Source organism: Cytobacillus sp. ABV4_503, assembly GCF_056158445.1.
Genome location: NZ_JBSWTH010000001.1, coordinates 1529958 through 1553405, shown reverse-complemented (window position 1 = coordinate 1553405; position 23448 = coordinate 1529958). Strand labels below are relative to the sequence as shown.

Annotated in this window: 28 protein-coding genes; all 28 read right to left on the bottom strand. The window is 40.4% G+C overall.

The features are described from left to right. Window positions 1-113 precede the first annotated feature (113 nt). Complete coding sequence (gene flhB / locus ACXAD1_RS07910) at window positions 114-1199, bottom strand: flagellar biosynthesis protein FlhB (RefSeq protein ID WP_474909785.1); 1086 nt, start codon at window positions 1197-1199, stop codon at window positions 114-116. A 1-nt stretch (window position 1200) separates the two neighbouring features. Next, window positions 1201-1977, bottom strand: coding sequence for a flagellar biosynthetic protein FliR (gene fliR, locus ACXAD1_RS07905; RefSeq protein ID WP_370222772.1), 777 nt, complete (start codon window positions 1975-1977; stop codon window positions 1201-1203). 4 nt (window positions 1978-1981) lie between these two features. Then, window positions 1982-2251: a flagellar biosynthesis protein FliQ gene (gene fliQ, locus ACXAD1_RS07900; protein ID WP_009330744.1), complete on the bottom strand. Its 270-nt coding sequence runs from the start codon at window positions 2249-2251 to the stop codon at window positions 1982-1984. 17 nt (window positions 2252-2268) lie between these two features. Further along, the gene (gene fliP / locus ACXAD1_RS07895) at window positions 2269-2934 is read right to left on the bottom strand and encodes a flagellar type III secretion system pore protein FliP (protein ID WP_370222775.1); all 666 of its coding nucleotides are present in this window, start codon (window positions 2932-2934) and stop codon (window positions 2269-2271) included. Beyond that, the gene (locus tag ACXAD1_RS07890) at window positions 2927-3613 is read right to left on the bottom strand and encodes a flagellar biosynthetic protein FliO (protein ID WP_370222776.1); all 687 of its coding nucleotides are present in this window, start codon (window positions 3611-3613) and stop codon (window positions 2927-2929) included. Before ACXAD1_RS07890 ends, fliP begins: the two co-directional genes overlap by 8 nt. A 26-nt stretch (window positions 3614-3639) precedes the next feature. Next, entirely contained in the window at window positions 3640-4002 is a 363-nt protein-coding gene (locus ACXAD1_RS07885) for a response regulator (protein WP_206836421.1), read from the bottom strand. An 18-nt stretch (window positions 4003-4020) separates the two neighbouring features. Then, on the bottom strand, window positions 4021-5319 hold the full coding sequence (gene fliY, locus ACXAD1_RS07880; RefSeq protein WP_370222777.1) for a flagellar motor switch phosphatase FliY: 1299 nt from the start codon (window positions 5317-5319) through the stop codon (window positions 4021-4023). After that, window positions 5309-6307: a flagellar motor switch protein FliM gene (fliM, locus tag ACXAD1_RS07875; protein WP_206836413.1), complete on the bottom strand. Its 999-nt coding sequence runs from the start codon at window positions 6305-6307 to the stop codon at window positions 5309-5311. The genes fliY and fliM overlap by 11 nt, the downstream gene beginning before the upstream one ends. Window positions 6308-6347: 40 nt before the next feature. Beyond that, complete coding sequence (gene fliL / locus ACXAD1_RS07870; protein WP_370222778.1) at window positions 6348-6776, bottom strand: flagellar basal body-associated protein FliL; 429 nt, start codon at window positions 6774-6776, stop codon at window positions 6348-6350. Further along, the gene (locus ACXAD1_RS07865) at window positions 6763-6984 is read right to left on the bottom strand and encodes a flagellar FlbD family protein (protein ID WP_206836406.1); all 222 of its coding nucleotides are present in this window, start codon (window positions 6982-6984) and stop codon (window positions 6763-6765) included. Before ACXAD1_RS07865 ends, fliL begins: the two co-directional genes overlap by 14 nt. Before the next feature lie 54 nt (window positions 6985-7038). Further along, entirely contained in the window at window positions 7039-8223 is a 1185-nt protein-coding gene (locus tag ACXAD1_RS07860) for a flagellar hook protein FlgE (protein ID WP_370222779.1), read from the bottom strand. An 83-nt stretch (window positions 8224-8306) separates the two neighbouring features. Next, window positions 8307-8693: a TIGR02530 family flagellar biosynthesis protein gene (locus ACXAD1_RS07855; protein ID WP_370222780.1), complete on the bottom strand. Its 387-nt coding sequence runs from the start codon at window positions 8691-8693 to the stop codon at window positions 8307-8309. An 18-nt stretch (window positions 8694-8711) separates the two neighbouring features. Continuing rightward, the gene (flgD, locus tag ACXAD1_RS07850) at window positions 8712-9350 is read right to left on the bottom strand and encodes a flagellar hook assembly protein FlgD (RefSeq protein WP_206836397.1); all 639 of its coding nucleotides are present in this window, start codon (window positions 9348-9350) and stop codon (window positions 8712-8714) included. A 12-nt stretch (window positions 9351-9362) separates the two neighbouring features. Beyond that, a complete protein-coding gene (locus ACXAD1_RS07845; RefSeq protein WP_474909784.1) occupies window positions 9363-10619 on the bottom strand; it encodes a flagellar hook-length control protein FliK in 1257 nt (418 codons plus the stop codon). Between the two features lie 29 nt (window positions 10620-10648). Continuing rightward, a complete protein-coding gene (locus tag ACXAD1_RS07840) occupies window positions 10649-11260 on the bottom strand; it encodes a MotE family protein (protein ID WP_474909783.1) in 612 nt (203 codons plus the stop codon). A gap of 8 nt (window positions 11261-11268) precedes the next feature. Beyond that, window positions 11269-11712 (bottom strand): flagellar export protein FliJ, encoded by a 444-nt coding sequence (gene fliJ / locus ACXAD1_RS07835; protein WP_474909782.1) that lies wholly within the window; start codon window positions 11710-11712, stop codon window positions 11269-11271. 3 nt (window positions 11713-11715) lie between these two features. Beyond that, window positions 11716-13032, bottom strand: coding sequence for a flagellar protein export ATPase FliI (gene fliI, locus ACXAD1_RS07830; protein WP_370222784.1), 1317 nt, complete (start codon window positions 13030-13032; stop codon window positions 11716-11718). Next, window positions 13029-13814: a flagellar assembly protein FliH gene (fliH, locus tag ACXAD1_RS07825; protein WP_474909781.1), complete on the bottom strand. Its 786-nt coding sequence runs from the start codon at window positions 13812-13814 to the stop codon at window positions 13029-13031. The genes fliI and fliH overlap by 4 nt, the downstream gene beginning before the upstream one ends. After that, the gene (gene fliG, locus ACXAD1_RS07820; RefSeq protein ID WP_206836377.1) at window positions 13798-14814 is read right to left on the bottom strand and encodes a flagellar motor switch protein FliG; all 1017 of its coding nucleotides are present in this window, start codon (window positions 14812-14814) and stop codon (window positions 13798-13800) included. Before fliG ends, fliH begins: the two co-directional genes overlap by 17 nt. 12 nt (window positions 14815-14826) lie before the next feature. Continuing rightward, window positions 14827-16431 carry a flagellar basal-body MS-ring/collar protein FliF gene (gene fliF / locus ACXAD1_RS07815; RefSeq protein WP_474909780.1) on the bottom strand — a complete coding sequence of 535 codons (1605 nt, stop codon included), beginning with the start codon at window positions 16429-16431 and terminating at the stop codon, window positions 14827-14829. Between the two features lie 133 nt (window positions 16432-16564). After that, window positions 16565-16870: a flagellar hook-basal body complex protein FliE gene (gene fliE, locus ACXAD1_RS07810; protein ID WP_206836372.1), complete on the bottom strand. Its 306-nt coding sequence runs from the start codon at window positions 16868-16870 to the stop codon at window positions 16565-16567. Window positions 16871-16882: 12 nt separating this feature from the next. Continuing rightward, entirely contained in the window at window positions 16883-17335 is a 453-nt protein-coding gene (gene flgC / locus ACXAD1_RS07805; protein ID WP_474909779.1) for a flagellar basal body rod protein FlgC, read from the bottom strand. Between the two features lie 2 nt (window positions 17336-17337). After that, complete coding sequence (gene flgB / locus ACXAD1_RS07800) at window positions 17338-17733, bottom strand: flagellar basal body rod protein FlgB (RefSeq protein WP_206836364.1); 396 nt, start codon at window positions 17731-17733, stop codon at window positions 17338-17340. Between the two features lie 429 nt (window positions 17734-18162). Next, window positions 18163-18942: a GTP-sensing pleiotropic transcriptional regulator CodY gene (codY, locus tag ACXAD1_RS07795; protein WP_206836360.1), complete on the bottom strand. Its 780-nt coding sequence runs from the start codon at window positions 18940-18942 to the stop codon at window positions 18163-18165. 138 nt (window positions 18943-19080) lie between these two features. Next, entirely contained in the window at window positions 19081-20484 is a 1404-nt protein-coding gene (hslU, locus tag ACXAD1_RS07790) for an HslU--HslV peptidase ATPase subunit (protein ID WP_370222794.1), read from the bottom strand. An 18-nt stretch (window positions 20485-20502) separates the two neighbouring features. Then, window positions 20503-21045, bottom strand: coding sequence for an ATP-dependent protease subunit HslV (gene hslV / locus ACXAD1_RS07785; RefSeq protein ID WP_009330767.1), 543 nt, complete (start codon window positions 21043-21045; stop codon window positions 20503-20505). Between the two features lie 70 nt (window positions 21046-21115). Further along, window positions 21116-22018, bottom strand: a complete 903-nt coding sequence (xerC, locus tag ACXAD1_RS07780) for a tyrosine recombinase XerC (protein ID WP_474909778.1) — start codon at window positions 22016-22018, stop codon at window positions 21116-21118. Window positions 22019-22082: 64 nt separating this feature from the next. Beyond that, on the bottom strand, window positions 22083-23390 hold the full coding sequence (trmFO, locus tag ACXAD1_RS07775) for an FADH(2)-oxidizing methylenetetrahydrofolate--tRNA-(uracil(54)-C(5))-methyltransferase TrmFO (RefSeq protein WP_474909777.1): 1308 nt from the start codon (window positions 23388-23390) through the stop codon (window positions 22083-22085). Window positions 23391-23448 lie beyond the last annotated feature (58 nt).

The following is a 23448-nucleotide window of genomic DNA, read 5'->3' as shown; positions in this document are numbered from 1 at the left end:
AGTTATCACAGTTCAAAGATCAATACTCTTTTTATTTCACAAATAGTGAAAACGCCTTGGCAGCCATTCAACAGCCCCCTAAGACCAGCTATTTCTAATAAATATTTCTCTGGTTAAATTTTGTTTTTGGTTCTATACACATAAGCTAAAATCTCTGCGACAGCTTTGAAAAATTCCTCAGGGATGGCCTGCCCTATTTCCGCCTGGCTGTATAGTGCCCTGGCAAGCGGCCTGTTTTCAACAGCAATCACATCATGTTCCTTGGCAATTAATTTAATTTTCTGGGCAACAAAGTCAACGCCTTTCGCTACCACAATGGGGGCATCACTTTTGGATTCATCATAGCTCAGGGCAATGGCAAAATGAGTTGGATTGGTGATGACCACATCCGCTTTAGGGACTTCCTGCATCATCCTTCTCATCGCCATTTCCCGCTGCCTCTGTTTAATCTTGGATTTAATTAATGGATCCCCTTCAATATTTTTGTGCTCATCTTTAATATCCTGTTTTGACATTCGAATGTTCTTTTCAAAATCATATTTTTGATATAGATAATCCAGCACGGATAAAAACAAGAGTGCCGCTGAAGCAATCAAACCCATTTGAACGGTCAGGCTGGCAAGAGTGGCCATCGCCGTTCCAACCGATTTTTGCGAGAGAATTAATATTTCATCTATTCTTAGCCATAAAACAGCAAATGCAGCGACACCCACAAAAGCTATTTTGAGCATCGACTTCAACAGCTCCACAATTGCTCTCATGGAAAAAATCCGCTTGAATCCTTTTATTGGATCCAGTTTCTCCATTTTAGGCTGTATAGCTTCTGTTGAAAAAAGAGTGCCCACCTGCATGAAGTTTGCAGCAATACCCGCCAGCATAGCAACCAGCATGATTGGACCTAAAAAAAGAATCAATTCCTTTAAGACATCGAGAAAGATTACCTGTATATTCGCCTCCGTCAGCGGCATCCTCATATAATCATTAAATGAGTGCGTAAAAATATATAGGATGATATTCTTCAAATACGATCCGGCAAACAGCAGAAACAGAAACACCGCAATTAGGACGATGGCTGTATTTACATCCTGGCTTTTTGCTACCTGCCCCTTTTTTCTGGAATCCTGCCTCTTTTTCGGAGTGGCTTTTTCTGTTTTTTCTCCGGAAAAAAGCTGAAGATCTAAAGAGAGCAAAAACTTCATTCTAAGAACCTCCCATAAGCTCCATAAGCCCTCTCATTGTCTGCAGCATCGTTTCAAACGCAAGGGATACAGCATACATTAATATGCTCATTACAATGATTAGAACAATAAAACTTACGCCAATTTTCAAAGGAAGGCCGACGACAAAAACATTTAGCTGCGGAACTGTCCTTGCAACAATCCCTAATGCGACATCTACAAGAAATAGACTGCCGACAACAGGAATGGACATCTGAAAGGCAATAACGAACATCGTATTCAGGGCTTTTATAACATATTCAGCCATATCCTCATCCCCAAAAGAAATCCATGCCTGATCCAAAGGGATAAAATGATAGCTGTAGAATACTCCATCAAGCATTAAATGGTGCCCATTGACAGTTAATAGAAAAAAGAGAGCTATCGTATACAAATACTGGCCCATTAATGGACTTTGTGCACCTGTTTGAGGATCAATCACATTTGCAATGGCAAAACCCATCTGGAAATCAATGAATCCCCCGGCAATTTGAATTGCAGAAAGAATCAAATACGCTATAAATCCGACCATCAGCCCTACTAATGATTCTTTAATTATTAAAAGAAAATAAGTGCCGTCAATTTCAATCACTGGCACGTCCATTCCCAGGAACATTATCCATGCCAGAAAGAAGCCAAGGCCGATTTTATGTGCAGCCGGAATGGATCTGTATGAAAAAAGGGGCATCATTAAAAAGAAAGATGTCACCCTAACAAAAATAAGTAAAAAGGCAGGAAAAGAAGGCAGGAAATCTAACATGTCATCAGCCAACAAACCTGGTCAAATTAGAGAAAATTTCATTTGCATAGGAGAGCATATGGCTAAGCATCCATGGCCCAAAGAAAACAACACCTACTAGGACTGCTACGATCTTAGGAATAAATGCCAGCGTCTGTTCCTGAATTTGAGTTGTTGCCTGAAAGATGCTGACAACCAAGCCGACTACTAGAGCCAGAATTAGCAAGGGACCGCAAATCATAAGTACGGTAATAATTCCTCTTTCTGCAATGGATATAACGGTTTCTGGAGTCATTCTGAATGTTCACCTGCTTAAAAGCTTTGTAAAAGGGATTTAACAACTAAATACCAGCCGTCTACAAGTACAAATAATAATATTTTAAACGGCAAAGAAATCATGACTGGTGGAAGCATCATCATCCCCATGGACATTAATACACTGGCGACAACCATGTCGATAACGAGAAATGGAATAAAAATCATAAAACCAATTTGGAAAGCTGTTTTGATTTCACTGATGGCAAACGCCGGAACAAGACTCGTAAGCGGGATATCTTCAATGGAAGATGGCGTCTCAGCCCCGGAATATTCAAGAAATAAAGCCAAATCTTTCTGTCTTGTGTGGGCACTCATAAACTCTTTAAAAGGAATTGAAGCTTTGTTATAAGCTTCTTCCAGATTTATTTCTTCATTAAATAAAGGTGTTAAAGCCTGTTCGTTCACTTCCTGCATTGTCGGTGCCATTACAAAAAATGTCAGGAACAAGGATAAGCCGATTAAAACTTGATTCGGTGGCATCTGCTGAGTAGCCAGCGCCGTTCTGACAAAGGAAAGAACGATGACAATTCTTGTGAAACACGTCATTAAAATTAGAATACTTGGCGCGAGAGAAAGTACCGTCAGCAATAAAAAAAGCTTCACAGATGCAGATACATTTTCAGGAGAACTGCTATTAAAAAACTCCATGAATTCATTCATCTTTCTTCTGGCCCTTTCTTTCTAACTCATCAAACAGTTTCTTTCTGCCCTTTTTGATCTCATCCAGCTGAATACCGAGCAGCGAGCTGAAGTTCGGGCTGCCTTGCTTGCTTCCTTCTGTTTGCTGTGTTCTTTTCATCACCTTTGTCACAATATCGCTTGGACGGATAAGCTGTTCCAGTTTGTCATTATGTTCTTTGATGATTTGACTGTATTCTTCCGAATCGTCTATTTCTTTTAACAGCTGAATATTTTCTCCTACCCCTACTACAAAAATGCGATTTCCCACTTTTATCAGCTGAACTGACCTGTTCGCACCTAAAGCTGTACCACCGAGGTTTTCAACTAACTGCGACCTGTTATATACCTTACTTTTTTTGTTAATGAACTTTAGAAGAGCATACAAAAGTCCGATAGTGAAACCTGTTGCTAAAATCATCTTTATAAAGTCCCAGAAAGTAAGACCAATTTTGCCGCTTTCATCCTGCTGAGTCTGCCCTTCGTCTGTCTTTGAATCTTTTGATTCCTTTGTTTCCTGCTTTTCGCATTCCTTGGGATTTTCCATACATTCTTTAACACTATTATTCAATTGCTCTGCCTGGGCCAGCGGCTGCACGCCCGGCAGAACAATTGAAAACAACAGCAGCAAAGAAATTACTTTCTTTACATTCAACACCATTTTGCACCCTCTAAAAAGAATTATCACTAGCCCAAAGTTTTGCCGATTGCCTCAAGTACCCTATCAGCCTGGAAAGGTTTTACGATAAAATCCTTGGCACCTGCCTGAATGGCATCAATGACCATTGCCTGCTGGCCCATAGCAGAACACATAATGACTTTTGCACTCGGATTTAATTTTTTGATTTCTTTTAGAGCTGTAATTCCATCCATTTCCGGCATGGTTATATCCATTGTGACAAGATCAGGCTGAGTTTCCTTATATTTTTCAACAGCTTGTGCACCGTCAGCAGCTTCACCCACTACCTCATAGCCATTCTTGGACAAAATATCTTTTATCATCATTCGCATAAAAGCTGCATCATCAACTATTAATATTTTATGTGCCATTTTAATAACCCCCGCTTATCATCTTAGTTTTTTTATTCTGTCGCTCTGGCTGATAATATCTGTAACCCTCACACCAAAGTTTTCATCAATGACAACCACTTCACCCTGTGCGATTAATCGGTTATTAACCAGAATGTCAACAGGTTCCCCTGCCAGTTTATCCAGTTCAATAATCGATCCGGAAGACAGTTCAAGAATTTCTTTAACGGAGCGTTTGGTCCTTCCGAGTTCGACCGTTACCTGAAGCGGTATGTCCAAAAGCATATCTAAATTCTTTGTTTCATTCTCCTGCATGTGGTATGGTTCAAAGCTCGAAAAAGCAGCCGGCTGTACATTCGGCTGCACTCCATTTGAATAAGAGCCTCCGAAATGCTGCGGACCGGATTGCTGAGCCTGGTTTTGAGCCGGTATATAGCTTTGATTGTTTGATGCCTGATTCATAACCGGCGGTGAATATGCCGTCTGCTCTCCGGAATAACCTGTTTGACTGTATGGCTGGTCAAATCTGCCTGAGTGTACTTCATTTTTCTGATCAAACGAAAGCTGGCTTTCCTGATAATCGGGCTGTACTTGAGCCGCTGTCTTCTCATCAGAAACAGCGCTATCTTCTGGAAGATCCTGACCCGGATTTAATAATTCATTAACTAGGCTTTTTCCAAATTCCAGAGGAAGCAGCTGCATAATATTCGAGTCGATCAGACTTCCTATTTTTAATCGGAATGAAATTCTTATTAGCATGTCATCAGCAGGAACTCGATCAGCACCTTCTCCCTGCGGCAAATCGAGAATATCAATTGCCGGCGGTGAAATATCAACCTTTTTTCCAAAGATGGTTGACATCGAAGTTGCTGCAGAACCCATCATCTGGTTCATTGCCTCCTGAACCGCGCTTAACTGAATTTCCCCCATTAGTTCAGCCGGATTGGTTCCATCTCCCCCAAGCATCAAGTCAGCAATGATGGCTGCATCAGACTGCTGAATTACAAGCAAGTTGCTTCCGAAAAAACCTTCTGTATAATTCACCTGAATTGCTACATAAGGATGTGGGAATTCTTCAGCTAATTTCTGACGCAAGACAACTGAAACAGCTGGAGTTGTAATATCAACTTTCTGATTCAATAACGTAGACAATGCTGTTGCAGAGCTTCCAAAAGAGATATTGCCGATTTCCCCTAACGCATCCTGCTCCATATGGGACAGATAATCTTCGGTTTGAAAAAATGCTTCATTATAACTTTCTGTTTCATCGCTGTCGTCAGCTGCTCCCCTTAACAGAGCATCAATTTCATCTTGTGAAAGCATATCATCACTCATCATCCTCATCTCCCCCTTTCACTGTGTCTAAAATTTGCACGGCCATTTTTTTGTTCAATTTTCCAGGCTGACCGATGAATTTTGGAATATTCCCGACTTTAATAGTGAGCGACTGGTCAATTCCCTGATTTAACTCAATGACATCACCAATATCTAGAGATAGGAAATCCTGAATGGCTATGTCGGAACTGCCGAGTTCACATATGACTGGAACTTCCGCTTTATGAATATTTCGTTCAAGCCGGGCAATGACCTCAGGCTCCCTTTCCTTTTTGTCAGTCTGCATCCAATAATGTACAGACAGCTTGGGAATTATGGGCTCAAGAACCACGTGAGGTATACATATATTAATCATCCCGCTCGTTTCCCCAATAGTCGTGTTTAATGAAATAACGACGACTGTTTCATTCGGTGAGACCATTTGCAGAAATTGCGGATTCACCTCAAAATCAGCCAGAAGCGGATCAATATCCGCGATTGTGCTCCAGGCTTCCCTTAGGTTTTCAAATGCCCTTTCAAATGTAGCAGACATGATTTTTGTTTCAATTTCTGTTAAGTTGTCAACTTTATTTATGCTTGTCCCCCTGCCGCCCATCAGCCTGTCCATCATGGCATAGGCTACATTTGGATTCACTTCCATAAGAATTCTTCCATCCAGAGGCGGCACTTCGATTACATTAAGTATTGTCATTTTCGGAATGGACCGGATAAATTCCTCATATGGTATCTGATCTGCAGAAGCAACCGATATCTGCACATAGGTCCTCAGCTGGGCAGAAAAAAAGGTGGTTAAGAGCCTGGCAAAATTCTCATGTATTCTTGTTAAACTGCGAATTTGATCTTTAGAGAATCTTAATGCTCTCTTAAAATCATAAACTTTTACTTTTTTCTCTGTTTGTTCTTTTTTCAGCTCATCTGCATCCATTTCTCCGGTAGAGAGAGCGGAAAGCAGTGCATCAATCTCGCTTTGCGATAAAACCTCACCTGACATGAATCCTCACCTCCATTTATTGCAGTTAGTTATTTGATTATCACTGGAGGAGAGATTCAGTAATGTACACCTGAACGATCTTTCCTTCTTGCATTAAACCGTTAATTTTGGCTTTCAAATCTTCCTGCAGCTTGATTTGACCTTCTTTCCCCTGTATATCCTCAGCTTTCATTTCAGACAATTCCTGAATGATAAGGTTTTTCACCTGAAAATCTCTTTTCTGCAATTCCTCTTTAGCTTTTTTGTTTTCAGTCTGGATTTTAAAAGAAATCCTGATATAATCATCACTCGCTAAATTGGCTGTTATTTGCGGGATATCAACAGAGGCTTCCAGTACATCATCAATGGTCGGCTCTTTTGTTTCATCATCTCCCGAAAATTTCATTACAATCACCAGGGCAATAGCTCCTACAAGTGTGATCGCTACAAGCATCATTAACATTATCATTAACAGCTTATTGTTCTTCATTTTCATTTCCCTCCGCCAGCTGCCCCAGAAGATTAACAGATTGATAGAATCCTAAAATCGATTGCATTACTTGATCTTCAGATTCTTTTACAACATACTTCTTTCCATTAGTGAGCGTAATCGTCGTATCTGGAAAAGATTCTACTGTTTCTATGTACAAAGCATTTAATACAAATGATTTGCCGTTCAGGCGAGATACTTTAATCAATGTCATTTCCAGGGCTAAAGAATTCTGTGCCTTCAGCCCTGACCCTCCTTTAGATTATCGTTTTAAATTAACAAGCTCCTGCAGGATTTCATCTGATGTTGTAATGATGCGGGTATTAGCCTGGAAACCGCGCTGAGCTGTAATCATTTCAGTGAATTCTTCTGAAAGGTCTACGTTGGACATTTCCAAAGAGCCCGAAGCAATTGAGCCTCGTCCTTCACCTGCTACGTTGATATTTGCCGTACCTGAGTTAATAGATTCCTGGAAAAGATTGTTTCCAGCTTTTGTAAGACCTGAGGTGTTACTGAATTTCGCTAAGGCTAAGACACCAAGTGTCCTAACTAAACCATTTGAATAAACACCATTTATTTCACCCATTGCTCCAATGTTGAAACTCTCAAGAGAACCCTCAGTATTTCCATTAGGGTTAACTAACGCATTTGATTGATTTCCATTTTGCACAAGTTTGGATATATCAAGAGTTATTGTATCTGGATTTCCAGAACCATCTAAATCTAGTGGCCATGTTATTGGCCCAGTAGGAGGAGTGTTTTGAAAGTTAATATTTCCGGCACTCGTTCCATTAACTGAAACATTCCATTGGTTCGCAACGTTTAATTTCTTAAACGTAACCTCCACTGTATGGGAAACACCCTTCGAATCGACTACTTTTATTTGTTGCATATACTCGTAGTCTTCAGTAGCAGTCGCACTTAGTGCCCCCTCAATAGGAATATTTGAAGTAGGTGTTGGTGACATAATAGAATTTACATTTACTGCAATATCTCCTAATTGATTTGTTACATCTCCTGTTGCTGGATTAACTCCATAAGCTTGGACTTTAAGGCCATCTGCATTTACGAGATTTCCATTATCATCTAGATAAAAGTTACCGGCCCTAGTATAAAATTGTGCATCACCCTGTCTTACAACAAAATAACCATCACCATCAATCCCCAGATCCAATGAGCGGCCGGTGGTCTGCAAACTTGATCCAGTATGAATCGTATCAATAGTTGCAAGTGTTGTACCAAGTCCAACCTGCATCGGGTTCTTACCACCGCGATTATCCTGTGCGGCACTTGCTCCAGAAATTGTCTGGTTCATTGTATCTTTAAACGTTACGCGGCCCTTTTTATAGCCGAATGTATTTACATTCGCAATATTATTCCCAATGACATCAAGCTTCGTCTGAAAATTTTTCATTCCGCTTATTCCTGAGTACATCGAACGTAGCATATCTTAAATGGCTCCTCTCTTTATTGGCTGCTTCTGTCAGTCCGCAGCCCAGGCTTCCTTTATGAAGGTCCAGCCTTGTTTATTTAATCAAGAATAATAGTTCCATTAATGTTGGTGAATATTTGAGCACCTGCTTCTTGTCGATCCATAGCAGTAATTACAGTATTGTTTTTTGCGCTGACAACGAGTGCCGCATCCTTTAGTATTACAAGGGATTCATTTACGCCCATCTTTTTTGCTTCATGGATTTTATTTTCAATTTGCTGCCAGCGGTCGCTTGTAATTTCTATGCCTCTTTGGTTCATCCGCTGTTCAGCATGCTTGCTGACAATTAGTGTGCTGTTATTTTCCAGGGCAGTCTGTAAATGTTTTGAAAAACCATTTTGCACCTGGTATGCTGTAGGAACAGCTTTTGCCTGTTTGGTGACTACATGCTGTGTATGGATCGGACGAAACATCAATTTATCCATCCAACCACGCTCCTTTGGTTATTCGACACCTATAATTTGTGACGCTGTTATACTCTTTTCTCCATCATCTAATTGGAAAAGTGTCTTGCCGTCTCTAAAAGAAACTGACTTGATTAGGGAAGTAACCTCTTTATCATTAGCATCCAAAAAAGTAACCTTTTTGCCAATCATCAAACTCGCCTGCAGTATATGACTATCATTTGATGCTTCATTTACTTCTGAAATATTTGCTGGTTCCAGATTTGTGCCGTCTTCTAAGATAAATACAACACTATTATTCTTAAACTGAATAGAAGCTATTTTCCCTCTGCCCTCTTCAATTGTGGGAGGCTGAGTTGGATCATCTGACTCTTTAAGTTTATGCCATGTAACATCCTTCCCCACAAATTGATTGTATGAAATTAATTGATTTTGCTCATTGGCTTGAACAAACTTCTCCATCGTCTTATTCATATTAGTCATCTGCTCCAATGACGAAAAGGTTGCCATCTGTGCAATAAAGTCCTTGTCCTGCATAGGGTTCATAGGATCCTGGTTTTGCAGCTGTGTCATTAGAATCTTAAGAAAATCATCTTTGCCTAATATATCTGAGCCCGTTTTGCGGTTTTGGCTTTGGTAGTTTGATAGCATTAGGGAAGAATCTATTGTGTTTGCCAATTACTATCACTCCTATGCTTCTGTATTAAGAAGGGCTTCTTCAAAAGAGCTGTTAAATTCACTCTCAGGCTGCTGCTGATTATTTTCATTCTTGTTCTGCTGATGCTTCTGTTCCTGCTGCTGGGGGTCCCTGTTAAAGGAGCGATCCTGCTGCGTCATTTGCTGAGAGATTTCAATTCTCTCAATCTGAATGTTTTGTGAACTGAAAGCCTGCTTTAGGCCATTAATATGTGAATCAAGAATTTCTTTTGCTGAGCCAGTTGATGTAAGAATCCTGGCAATCATCGCAGAGTCCTTTTGAATAATCTCTATGCGCAGCGCTCCGAGATGGTCAGGATTCAGCTTGATAAACAACTTTTGTGTTCCTCCTGTTTTGAGAAAGCTGCTCTTGGATAATATGTTCTCAAATTGATGCATAAGCTGATCTGGACTTACTGCCCTTCCCTGCGGATTCAGCAGAGACATCTGTTCCGGTTTTGAAAATGATTGAACCTGAATAAATCCCTGCAAAGCAGTTTCCGGTCTGTTAATGATCTTAATGGCTGCCTGACCCGAATTTTCATTAGCTGAGTTATTTTGTGGCTTTGCAGAATTTAATTCGTTTGCAAGCGGGGCAAAAACTTTTTGTATAATACTGCCTTTATCAACAGAAGTACTGTTTATTAACCCATCAATTTTTACCTGGACATAATTTAGAAATTCCTTCAGATTTATTTTGCTGCTGAAAAAATCCTTCTTTGCAGACAGAATGTCATACAATTTCAAAACTTTTAGTGCTCCGCTAAAATCTTTCCCTTGCAGGATGATACCTTCTTTTTGATCAAAATTTAAAATTGCTGAAATTAATAATTGGATTTTGCTGCCATCACCTATATCTTCATTAGAATATACATCTTCAAGCTTTACACCTGGCAGAACCTGGTCCATAAACCCCTCCAGCATCTGCACCAATTCTTCCTGTGAAAGATTCAGCTGCTCTGAAATGACCTCTATGATGCCAGATTCTGTTTGAAAGGAAATCTTCTCCAGAAGCTCGCTTCCGTTTTCTAATTCGGTGATCTCACTCACTTTAAGAAACTCCATTAATTCTGTTAACTGTTCGATCTTTTCCTCATCAGCTGATGCAGGTAAGCATTCTGCTTGCGGTTTGGCGGTTCCGGTTAAAGAAAAGAAAAGACTCCCAAAGCCAGTTCTGCTTGTATCTTGCAGAGATCTTTTAGCTTCGGATGAATATTGTGCCTGAATAAATCCTAATCCTCCGATTTGCACTTAAATTCACCTCCTCTCAAGACTTTTTGTTAATTATCCGATCCGCTTTTTTCTTTGGCAGCGGTCAGGAGTGCAGTATAACGTGCGGCATCCTCCGGGTTCATCTTCTCCATAATGGCGGCCAGCGTGTCAGAATTAACATTTGATAATATTTTTACAGCTTCCTCATCCTTCATCTCAGTTAAAATGGGTGCTGCTTTTTTAGCGGAAATATTTTCATAGGTCTTTACGATATCTTTAAATGCTCGCTTGTTTTCTTCCTTTATAGCCGTAAGCTCGCTGATTTCTTCTTCCAGCCTCTGCTTTTCGAGTCCTGCTCTTTCTAATTCCAGATCTTTGCTGTCAAGCTGGCTTTCCAGCTGAGATATCCTTGCTTCTCGATCTTTAACTTCTGCCTGCAGTCCGATGAGCTGCTCCTCCATTACCTCCTGCGAATGGGATTTATCCCCATCAATAACGGAAGCTAAAAATGGAACTTTTTGGCTATATTCTCTGGCTGTTTCAAAAATATTGTTTCCTGATAATGTAAAAACCAGCAGGGCCACTGTTATTCCGAAAAGAATCGGAATCAGGAAAGCGAATATAAACCATTGAAACCTGCTGGTTTTGGGTGTCTCTTGTTCTTCTGGCATTTTTTCCATTTAACCACCTAATTTCCCCGATTCATATACATCTGAATCGAGATATCATCCATTTGCCTTCCTTCTGCTTGCTTCATGTTTTCCAAAAAGCCAATTAAATCTTTTTCCTGCATCTTTTCATATTTCTTAACTTCAATATTCTTTTCCATTAGTTTTTCCTGCTGGAAATTCATTTGGGTTCGCGCATTGGCGACCATCTTTTGATAATGGTCAATTGTTTTCTCAAGACTGCTTACAAAATGCTGGTGATGCCTGATTTCCTGAACCGGAAGTCCTTCAGCCAGTCTTGAATGCTGATATTCCTCCAGATCTTCTTTCTTTTTCAGAAGATCGTACAGTTTATTGGCAGTTTCTTCAAATCGTTTGACAGCCTGATTGTATACATCAAACGCATGATCTTTTTCTCTTTCTTTTATCTTCAAGATTTTTTTGAACTTAAATTGATACTGCAATTTTTATTCCCCTTTTCCAGCTAATCCTTTTAATTGGCCGATGCTTTCCAAGATAGAAATTTTTTCATTCGTTTCTTGTTTCAAGAAAGAGATAATCGAAGGATACAACCGAATGGCTTCGTCTATTTCCATTGAGGACCCGCGCTTGTAGGCTCCAATATTAATCAAATCCTCTGCATTTATATATGTGCTCAGCATTTCTCTTACTTTTTCAGCTGATTTTATATGGGAGGCATCTGCAATATGGTTCATAACCCGGCTTACACTTTTCAGGACATTAATAGCCGGATATTGCCCTTTGTTCGCTAACGCCCGATCCAAAACAAAGTGTCCATCCAGTATTCCCCTGACTGTATCTGCGATTGGTTCATTCATGTCGTCACCGTCGACCAATACAGTATAAAATGCAGTTATAGAGCCATATTCGTTTGTTCCTGTTCTTTCAAGCAGTTTAGGAAGGACCGCGAAAACAGAAGGAGTATACCCTTTTGTTGTTGGCGGTTCACCGACTGCGAGGCCGACTTCCCTCTGTGCCATTGCAACCCGGGTTACTGAATCCATCATTAACATGACCTTTAAGCCTTTGTCCCTGAAATACTCAGCAATCGCTGTGGCGGTGTATGCCCCTTTAATTCTCATGAGTGCCGGCTGGTCTGACGTAGCTACCACAACAATGGACCTTTGCAGACCTTCCGGACCGAGGTCCCGCTCAATAAACTCCCTAACCTCTCTGCCCCTCTCCCCAATAAGGGCGATCACATTTAAATCTGCATTGGTATTGCGGGCTATCATTCCAAGAAGGGTACTTTTACCGACACCACTTCCCGCAAATATTCCGACCCTCTGCCCGTTTCCTACTGTCAGCAGGCTATCAATCATCCTTACTCCTACTTCAATAGGTTCTGAGATTGGCGGCCTTTTGAGCGGATTAGGAGGTGTTTGTTCAGTTAGAACCGGTGTCAAACCCTTTGGCAAATCCCCTCCATCGAGAGGCTTTCCCAGTGAGTCTATTGCCTGTCCTATAAGAGCTGGGCCAATTTTCACCTCAAGAGGACCTGAGGTTGTCTCGACAAGAGAGCCTGGTGAAATATCCTGTACATCTGTATAAGGCATAAGTATCACATTCTCATTCTTAAAACCGACTACTTCCGCCTGGATCCTTCTTGTGCGCCCTTTGCCTATATGAATAATGCATACATCCCCAATAGAACTTTCAGGCCCTTGAGACTCAATCATCAAACCGACAACTCTTTTTACTCTGCCAAACCGCTTAAAGGTATCAATTTTTTCCACCTCGCTGATCAGCTGTTCAAGTTTCAATTTGGTTCACTCTCCAGCATCTCAAAGAGTTTTCTTTTTATTTCTTCAAGCTGGCTGTCAACACTGGCTTCAATTCGTCCATTTGCCGATTCAATTATGCAGCTTGTGTTGCTCAGTTCCTCATCGGGATAAATATATAAATCCGTCTCTTTTGGAAATACCCGGATTAGTTCTTCCTTATGGGATAGAATCAAATCATAATGCATAGGGTGTACATGGAGCTGAATCTCAGTGTATTCTCTCGCTTCCTTTAGTGCTCTTTTTACTATAGAAAGGAATTGGTCGCTATTTTGATCTAGAACTTCTCCAAGAATTTTTCCTGCAACCTTTAATCCCAAATTTAGAATGGTCCTTTCTGATGATTCGATATGCTGCTGATAATCATGTTTGGCTGAGTTTACAACTTCTCTTGCCATATGAATCAGTTCACTGTATTCCCGGAGAGAGCTTTGTCTGCCTTCATCAGCGCCAGCAGCAAATCCTTCAGAGCGGGCTTCCTCAAGAACCTTTTGTTTTTCCTGTTCCAGCGCTTCAAGCTGCTCCTCCATTTGCCGAGTCTTTTTTTCTGAATCTATTCTCGCAGCATTTACAATCCTTTCAGCTTCCTCACGGGCACTGTTCATCATGGCTTGAAGCTCTTCATCTGTTCTATCCGTGTTTTGCTCAGATACATCTTCAATATGATTTAAATTGCTTTGCACCAGTCTGATAGAAATGACTTTCTTTTCTTCTTTTGGCACTGCGGAAGTATATGATTTAATAAGCCTAGACAATAATATCATCCCCTCCGCCGCGAGCGACGATGATCTCTCCTGATTCTTCTAATCTTCGGATAATGCCGACTATTCTTGATTGGGCTTCCTCAACATCTCTTAATCTCACAGGACCCATGTATTCCATCTCATCCTTAAAGGTTTCAACCATTCTGGATGACATATTTTTAAAGACGATTTCTTTAACTTCATCACTGGACACTTTCAAAGAAAGCATGAGGTCCTCACTTTCACAATCGCGGATCACACGCTGTATGGCGCGGCTGTCAAGGGTAACGATATCCTCAAATACAAACATTCTTTTCTTAATTTCCTCAGCAAGCTCTGGATCCTGAATTTCCAGTGCGTCCAGAATGGTCCTTTCTGTCGCCCGGTCAACTCCATTAAGAACATCCACAACCGATTCAATGCCGCCGGTCTGAGTATAATCCTGTGTTACAGTAGATGACAGCTTTCTCTCAAGAATCTGTTCAACTTCATTGATAATTTCGGGAGATGTGCTATCCATAACGGCAATCCTTCTTGCAATATCCGCCTGCATTTCCTGCGGCAGCTCAGAAAGGATTTGCCCCGCCTGCGCTGGATCAAGATAGGACAATATCAATGAGATCGTTTGCGGATGCTCATTTTGAATAAAATTCAGGATTTGTGCCGGATCTGCCTTTCTGGCAAAATCGAATGGCCTTACCTGCAGAGAAGACGTCAGTCTGTTAATAATGGCCGATGCCTGCTCGGTACCGAGTGCTTTCTCGAGAACTGTTTTTGCATAACCAATCCCGCCCTGAGTGATATAGTCCTGTGCCAGGGCAATTTGATGGAATTCTTCAAGTATTTCTTCTTTAGCAAACGAATCAACTTTTCGGACTCCCGAGATTTCCAGGGTCAATTTCTCAATTTCTTCCTCGCTTAAATGTTTATAAACAGAGGATGCTACATCAGGACCAAGTGATATAAGAAGAATTGCCGCTTTTTGTTTACCTGTTAGTTCTCTTTGCTCTTTCTTTGGCATTTTTCATCCCCCTTAGTCTTCTGCGATCCAGGTGCGAAGCAGTTTTGCAAAGTCTTCAGGCTTTTCCTTCGCCATTTTTTCCAGCTGCTTGCGCCTCATTGTACTTTCGGTTTCATGCTCTTCATTCACATCCGGAAGATTGAATGTCTCTGCAGCTTGTTCTTCCATCTCTTCTTCCTGCTTCTGCCTCTTTCTAGCTTTAACAAAAAGGAAGATTAATAGAGCAATGATTAAGAGCAATACTCCGCCAATTGCATATATCCACCAAGGAATACTGGTGCTAGTCTCATTAGAAAACTCAACTTTTCCATTGAAAGGCTGTACTGAGACGACAATTTTGTCCTGGATTGCTTCGTCTGTTAATTCAGCATCAGCAGCATCCTTATTAATGGTTGTACGAACAACAGTCCCAAGTATTTGGGTAATATCATTAATTCTTTCCTGCGGAAGTGATGCAGGATCATCAGCTGTCGGCGGTTCCACCATAACCTGAATGCCAAGGTCCCTGACTTTATATGGACTTTCGACAATCTCCCTGCGGATTTTATTTACTTCATTATTAATTGTCTCTTCTATCCGTTCATAATCCCCATTAGAATTTCCGCTTTCCTGATAAGTAGCCGAATCAGTGCCTGCAGGTTCATCGCTGCCGCCAGCCGGAGTAAATCCTCCAGCAGCATCGCCATTGCCAGTAAACGTTTCCGTAATCTTTTGAGCACTAATAGCTATACCTTCCATATTTTCTTCATCAACAGGTGTAACGAGGTTTTCTTCTCGGTTTTCCTGGGTAAAGTCAATATCGGCGGTTACAGACACAACAACCTTATCCTGCCCCATTAAAGTGCCCAGCATATTCTGCACCTGCCGCTGTACATCGCGTTCTATCTCTTTTTTAATTTCGTGCTGAGCTGCAAAGGTGCTTTCCGGTGAAGAATTTTGTTTATTTTTTAAGTCAAAATACTCAAAAAACTGATTAGTAATGACGATATTATCTGTGGGAAGATTTGGTATACTTTTCGCCGCCAGGTGATAAAGCGCCTGGATTTGCGATTCTTCAAATTGGTAGCCTGGTTTTGTGTTAAGAACAATAGAGGCAGATGCTTCCTCAGAAGAATCATTTACAAAAATGCCTTTCTCCGGAAGGTTTATCATTACCTTGGCATCGTTTACTCCGTCGATCCCTTTCATCAAATTTGCCAGTTCAGTCTGCATTGCTTCCAGCTTTAGGACATTAAATTCGTTTTCGGTCATGCCAATGCCGGCATTTTGGCTGAAAAATGAATAATCAATACTTCCAGATTTCGGGATTCCTTCTGCTGCCAGTTCTACTTTCAGAGTATCTACTACCTCTTCAGGAACTTTAATCGTTGTTCCGCCATCTGCGATTTCAGATACAACACCCCTGGTATCGAGACTTTCTTTTATCGTCCCAGTCTCCGACGGTGTTAAGTTGCTGTATAGTGGAACAAGAGTAGTCCTGGTACTTAAGATGGCAGCAGCCGCAATCAGCAATATACATATTGCAGCAGCACCAATCATAAACGTCTTCTGTTTTTTAGTCCTGCTGCCCCAGTATTCTTTCACTTTACCTATATATCTCTGTAGCGTCTCATTCATCACAATCCTCCGGTTATTCTGTCTAAGCTAATAACCGCCTTAACTAGTTTTTAGCTTTAATCATTTTCATTCATTAAAAAATTGAAAAAACCTCACCATTCAGTAGATTCTTTCAATTTTTTAAATTTAAGAATTAGACTTGCATTCTCATCGCTTCCTGATAGGCTTCAATTACTTTATTTCTAATTTCCAGCGCAGCCTGCATCGTAATGCTTGCTTTCTGTGATGTAATCATCACCTGGTGAAGGTCTACGTTTTCTCCCTTTGCAAGCTTTTCAGTCATTACATCTGACTGAATTTGCGCATTATTTATTTTTTCAATTGATTGCTTTAAAACGGACGAAAAACTTTGCTGAGCATCGAATGCTGTATATGTATGAGTCTTTTGATTTTCAGCAGGCTTTAAAGCATTCACTGGCATAAAAGTTACAGTATTCATTTAAAGTTCTCCTTATTTGCCGATTTCCAAAGCTTTCATCATCATGCCTTTAGAGGCATTAAAAACAGTTACGTTGGCTTCATAAGATCTAGTTGCACTCATCAGATCCGTCATTTCTCTTAAAGGATCCACATTTGGCATTTCAACATATCCATTCTCATTAGCATCGACATGTGTTGGATCATAAACCATTTTAGTTGGCGTCTCCCGATCTTCTGCAATTCTTGACACCTTTACACCGTATCCTGGAGAGCTCCCGCCCTTTCGGCTCATTGCCAAATTTAAAAAAGAAGAAAATTGGCCTTCTTTCGGTTCCAATACTACTGACTTCCTTCTGTAGGGTCCATCTCCATTCACACTTCTGGTAGAGTCCGCATTGGCCATATTTGAAGAAATTACATCCATGCGGAGCCTTTGGGCAGTAAGAGCCGATGCTGTGTTATTCATACTATGAAACATAGACATTACTATTTTCCTCCCCGCAATACATTTTGCAGACTGGAAAACTTCCCGCTAACTCGTTCAATCAATGCATTATAATAAATCTGATTTGTAGCAAGATCAGCCATTTCCTTATCTACATCGACGCTATTGCCATTATGATTGTAAGAAGCATTGCGTTTTGTCACTACACCTTGTCCTGAGGATGATGCATTCTTAAAGTCATAATGCCTGAAATCACTTTTGTTTGCTTCCATTGATCCATCTAGAGCGCTCTGAAAAGCCTCTTTAAAGCTTGCATCTTTTGCTTTATAGTTTGGAGTATCTGCATTTGCAATATTTTGAGATATTACCTTTTGCTTAAGCGAAGAGTAATCCAATGCTTGTTCTAATGTTGATATAGTGCCTGAAAACAGTTTCAATCATAACACCTCATATAAAACAATTTTATCTTGGTAATTTTTGTAGAAATTTGGTGATAATGGACAAAATATGTCATCATAAACATTATTGTAATGAATATGAAATAATATGTCTATGAACATAAGGTTAATTTTAATGATTCTTTTGTCCTATTTTCGACAAATCTTTTAAATATGCTGAAAGTTATATTGAATTTTTCTAATAATTACCAAAGACCCTCCATTTCATTCTCCCATCTAATTTTATCTTACATTCCGACAATAGGTCTTTTTGACCATACAAGATTAACACCACAATCACAAATTATGTAAACTAAGACTAAAATACTTATAAAAAATGATAAAAATACATAAATTTACCAAAATTTAATGTAATCTATTTGTAATAAAAAAACCCGTCAATTAAGGACGGGTTTTTAACGGACTATATTAGTTTGATTTAAGTTTTTCTAATTCCACCAGGAACTTATCGTTAAGAACTTTGATATAAGTACCTTTCATGCCTAATGAACGGGATTCAATAACTCCTGCACTTTCCAGTTTTCTTAGGGCATTTACGATTACAGAGCGTGTAATGCCTACACGATCAGCGATTTTCGATGCTACAAGAAGCCCTTCGTTGCCGTTAAGCTCTTCAAAGATATGCTCTATCGCTTCCAGCTCACTGTATGAAAGAGAACTGATTGCCATTTGTACAACCGCCTTGCTGCGTGCTTCTTCTTCAATTTCTTCAGCTTTTTCACGAAGAATTTCCATACCAACAACAGTAGCACCATATTCAGCAAGAATTAAATCATCATCATGGAACTGTTCCTGCAATCTGGCAAGAATTAATGTGCCCAGACGCTCACCGCCGCCAATGATAGGAACAATTGTAGTCAAACCATTTGCGAAAAGATCTTTGTTTTCAACCGGGAACGCAGTATATTCACTTTCTACATCCAGATTTGATGAAGTTTCCTGGATGTTAAATAAATTTTTAGTATATTCCTCAGGGAATTGGCGATCTGCCAGCATTTGCTTCATGCGCTCATTTTCAATTTGCTGGTTTACAGCAAATCCAAGCAGTTTACCTCTGCGGCTCACTACGAAGATATTTGCTTCGATTACTTCACTTAGTGTTTCTGACATTTCCTTGAAGTTAACCGGTTTTCCGGCAGCTCTTTGGAGCATTGCATTAATTTTTCTTGTTTTTGTTAATAAATCCATTGTATTTCCTCCTATTTGCTACAACCCATAAACATATATTTTGTTAAGATTAATTATCTTATTGCTTATTGGATCATTCTTATAAAATTTTGGATACATTCCTCGTGTACCCTATGACCCGGAAAATTAAACAATGGGTCATAGAATAAACTGGCTTAGATCCTTGTTGCGGGAAATGGCTCCCAGTTTCTCCTCGACATACTGAGGGGTAATTGTGATTTTTTCCATTGTGATATCCGGTGCTTCAAACGATAAATCCTCCAGCAGTTTTTCCATGATGGTATGAAGACGCCTTGCACCGATATTATCTGTATTTTGGTTAACTTCGAATGCAAATTGTGCAATCCTACGAATAGCATCGTCAGAAAATTCAATTTGTATACCTTCAGTTACCAATAATGCTTCATATTGTTTTATTAATGCATTATCAGGCTCAACGAGTATTTTATAGAAATCTTCAACGGTTAGCTTCGTGAGCTCCACACGGATCGGAAAACGTCCCTGTAATTCAGGAATCAGGTCTGAAGGCTTAGCCATGTGGAATGCCCCGGCAGCAATAAACAATACATGGTCTGTCTTTACAGAACCGTATTTGGTTACTACTGTTGAACCTTCTACCACCGGCAAAATGTCTCTTTGAACCCCTTCCCTTGAAACATCAGCCGAAGAACCGCCGCTATTTTTGCTGGCTATTTTATCGATTTCATCAATGAAAATAATTCCTGACTGTTCAGCGCGGAATACAGCCTCCTGACTGACTTCGTCCATATCAATCAGCTTTTGGGCCTCTTCATTTGTTAAAATCTTTCTCGCTTCCCGTACAGTCAGTTTTCTTTTTTTCCTTTTCTTTGGCATAAGGCTGCTCAGAGCATCCTGCATATTCATGCCCATTTGCTCCATACCTGAGCCCTGCAGCATGTCAAACATTGAAGGCTGCTGCTCTTCTACTTCTACGGTAATAACTTCATTTTCCAATTCGCCAAGTGCAAGCTTTTCTTTTATAATCTTGCGCTTTTCCTGGAGGTTTAAATCTTCTGTCTGATACGTATCCTGCTGCTGATCATTACCTCCGCCAAATAGCATTTCAAGAGGATTTTTATAATTAGCTGCCTTTTTGGAACCCGGTACAAGCAGTTCAAGAATGCGGCGGTTGGCACTTTCTTCGGCTCTTTCCTTTACACTGATCATCTTTTCTTCTTTAACCAAACGGACGGATGTTTCCACAAGATCTCTGACCATGGATTCAACATCCCTTCCTACATATCCGACTTCCGTGAATTTGGTTGCCTCCACTTTGACAAATGGGGCACCAACCAATTTAGCCATTCTGCGTGCTATTTCAGTTTTTCCGACTCCAGTCGGGCCGATCATCAGTATATTTTTAGGATTTACTTCATCCCTCAATTTTTCTTCAAGCAAGCTGCGGCGATAGCGATTTCTAAGTGCTACAGCAACTGCTTTTTTTGCATCTTTTTGACCGATGATAAATTGATCCAAACGCTCAACAATTTGGCGGGGAGTTAAATTTGTTCCTTTACCCATACAACAGCACTCCTTTTATTAGAGTTCTTCCACAATGATGTTGTGGTTTGTATATACACATATTTCCGCAGCCATTTCAAGCGAGGCCTTCGCAATTTCTCTTGCTGATAAGTGCTCGCCTGCAAATCTCTTTAAAGATCGTCCAGCTGCAAGAGCATAGTTGCCACCTGATCCAATAGCCAGAATTCCATCATCCGGCTCAATAACTTCACCTGTACCAGAGATAAGCAGCAGACTGTCGGTATTCATAACAATAAGCATTGCTTCGAGTTTGCGCAAAACCTTATCGCTTCTCCACTCTTTTGCAAGCTCAACAGCTGCTCTCTCAAGGTTTCCATTATACTCTTCAAGCTTTCCTTCAAACATTTCGAATAACGTAAATGCATCGGCTACTGAGCCTGCAAATCCAGCCAGCACCTTACCATTAAATAGCTTTCTGACTTTTCTTGCAGTGTGTTTCATCACAACTGCGTTTCCAAAGGTAACCTGGCCGTCGCCAGACATTGCACATTCTCCATTATGATGCACAGCAAATATTGTTGTAGCATGAAATTCGGACATGAAAGACTCCTCCTTTGGAGCATATTGCCTTTGATTTTTCTGCAGACTATCGGGTAATTAAATTCTGCTGCTAAGCCCGCGGATGATGGGCCATATAAGTTTTTTTCAAGTATTCATTCGTAACATGTGTATACACCTGGGTTGAAGATAGAAATGCGTGTCCAAGTAATTCCTGAACTGTCCTCATATCAGCCCCATTTGCCATTAAATGCGTCGCAAATGTGTGACGAAGCATATGGGGATGGATTTTGCCTGATAAGGATGATCTTTCAATGATCTTATTCAGTATAGTCCTGATTCCCCTTGCTGTAAGCGGACCGCCTCGGGCATTCAGAAACAAATTATCCTGCACGTTCCCATTAGAAAGCAATTCTTTACGTCCATGGTTTATGTATTTGTCCAGTGCGTCCTGGGCAAAGCTTCCGAAAGGGACATACCGCTCTTTACTGCCCTTGCCGCGGACAAGAACCGTTGATAAATACATATCCAGGTCTTTTAAGCGGATTTGGCTGCACTCGCTAACGCGGATGCCGGTTGCATACAATAGTTCAAGAAGTGCTTTATTTCTTTGCCCTAGAGGAGTACTTGTTTCACAAGCATCGAAAAGCTGCTTCATTTCCTCCTCATAGAAAAATTCCGGCAGCTTTTTCTGCGCTTTCGGAATGGAAACAAGTGCAAAAGGATTTTCAGCCACTTTCTCTTCTCTGAGCAAAAATTTAAAATAGCTCCTTAAGCTTGATATTTTCCTGGCAACAGACTTACGGGACATCTTTTTATCGTATAGATCAGTAAGATATATCCTGACATCCTGATACTCGACTTTTGTTATATCTGCAATGGCTTGTTCAGACATGAACATAAAAAATTCACTAATATCATGCTGGTAATGCTCAATTGTATATTGTGAATAATTTTTCTCAATTTGTAAATATTCAATAAACAACTTTAAAGAAACGTTCACATTTTCAGACATTAAATGTTCACCTCGCAAGGGCTACTAAATAGTATCACAACTAAGCAGCCCAACGCAACATAATTTACAAATTTTTCACAAAGTTCTGAATTGTTCCTAATGCTCTTTCCGCATGTTTTTCATTTCTTTCTTTTTTCCCTCTGATTTTTTCAGGAAGTTCAGGAAATAAACCAAAATTAGCGTTCATAGGCTGGAAACTTTTCGGGTTAGCTGTAGTAATATAACGCGCCATGCTTCCAATCGCAGTCTCATGAGGAAACTCTATAGGATCTTCTCCTTTAACAAGTCTTGCAGCATTGATGCCTGCCACAAGTCCGCTGGCAGCAGATTCGACATACCCTTCAACCCCTGTCATTTGCCCTGCAAAGAATAAATCATCCCGGTTCTTGAACTGATATGTTGCGCGCAGGACTTTTGGAGAGTTGATAAATGTATTCCGGTGCATAACGCCATACCTTACTATTTCAGCATTTTCGAGACCTGGAATCAAGCGGATTACTTCTTTTTGCGGCCCCCATTTCAAATGAGTTTGAAAACCTACAATATTATAAAGTGTTCCGGCGGCATCATCCTGTCGAAGCTGAACAACTGCATATGGCCTTTTTCCTGTTTTCGGATCTTCTAAACCAACCGGCTTCATCGGGCCAAAAAGCATTGTTTTCTTTCCTCTATTTGCCATCACCTCTATTGGCATACAGCCCTCGAAAAAGATTTCCTTTTCAAATTCCTTTAATGGAACTGTTTCGGCCATGGTAAGAGCCTCATAAAAACGATCAAATTCTGCTTCTGTCATAGGGCAATTCAAATATGCCGCTTCTCCCTTATCATATCGTGATTTCAAATAAACTTTATTCATATCGATTGAGTCTTTTTCTAAAATTGGAGCAGCAGCATCATAAAAATATAAATAATCTTCTCCGGACAGCTCTTTTAATTTTCCTGAAAGTGCTTCACTTGTCAGCGGTCCAGTAGCAATCACTGTTGGCCCTTCCGGAATATCTGTCACTTCTTCGTTGATTACCGTTACATTCGGATGGTTTTTGACTTGTTCCGTTACACGAGCGGCAAAATCATGGCGGTCAACCGCCAAGGCTCCGCCAGCAGGAACGGCACTGCTGTCAGCTGAATGGATGATAACAGAATTCAGCTTCCGCATTTCTTCTTTTAATACCCCTACTGCATTTGTTAAGGTATTTGCACGCAGTGAGTTGCTGCAGACAAGTTCCGCAAATTTATCTGTGTGATGGGCAGGAGTCTGCCTTACTGGCCTCATTTCATAAAGCTTAACTTTTATGCCCCTGCTGGCCAGCTGCCACGCGGCCTCACTGCCTGCCAATCCCGCTCCTATTACATTTACTGCTGTATCTCTCATTAAATGAACCTCCATATATACTTATGATGACAATGTCCTGATTAATTAGTATTTTTAA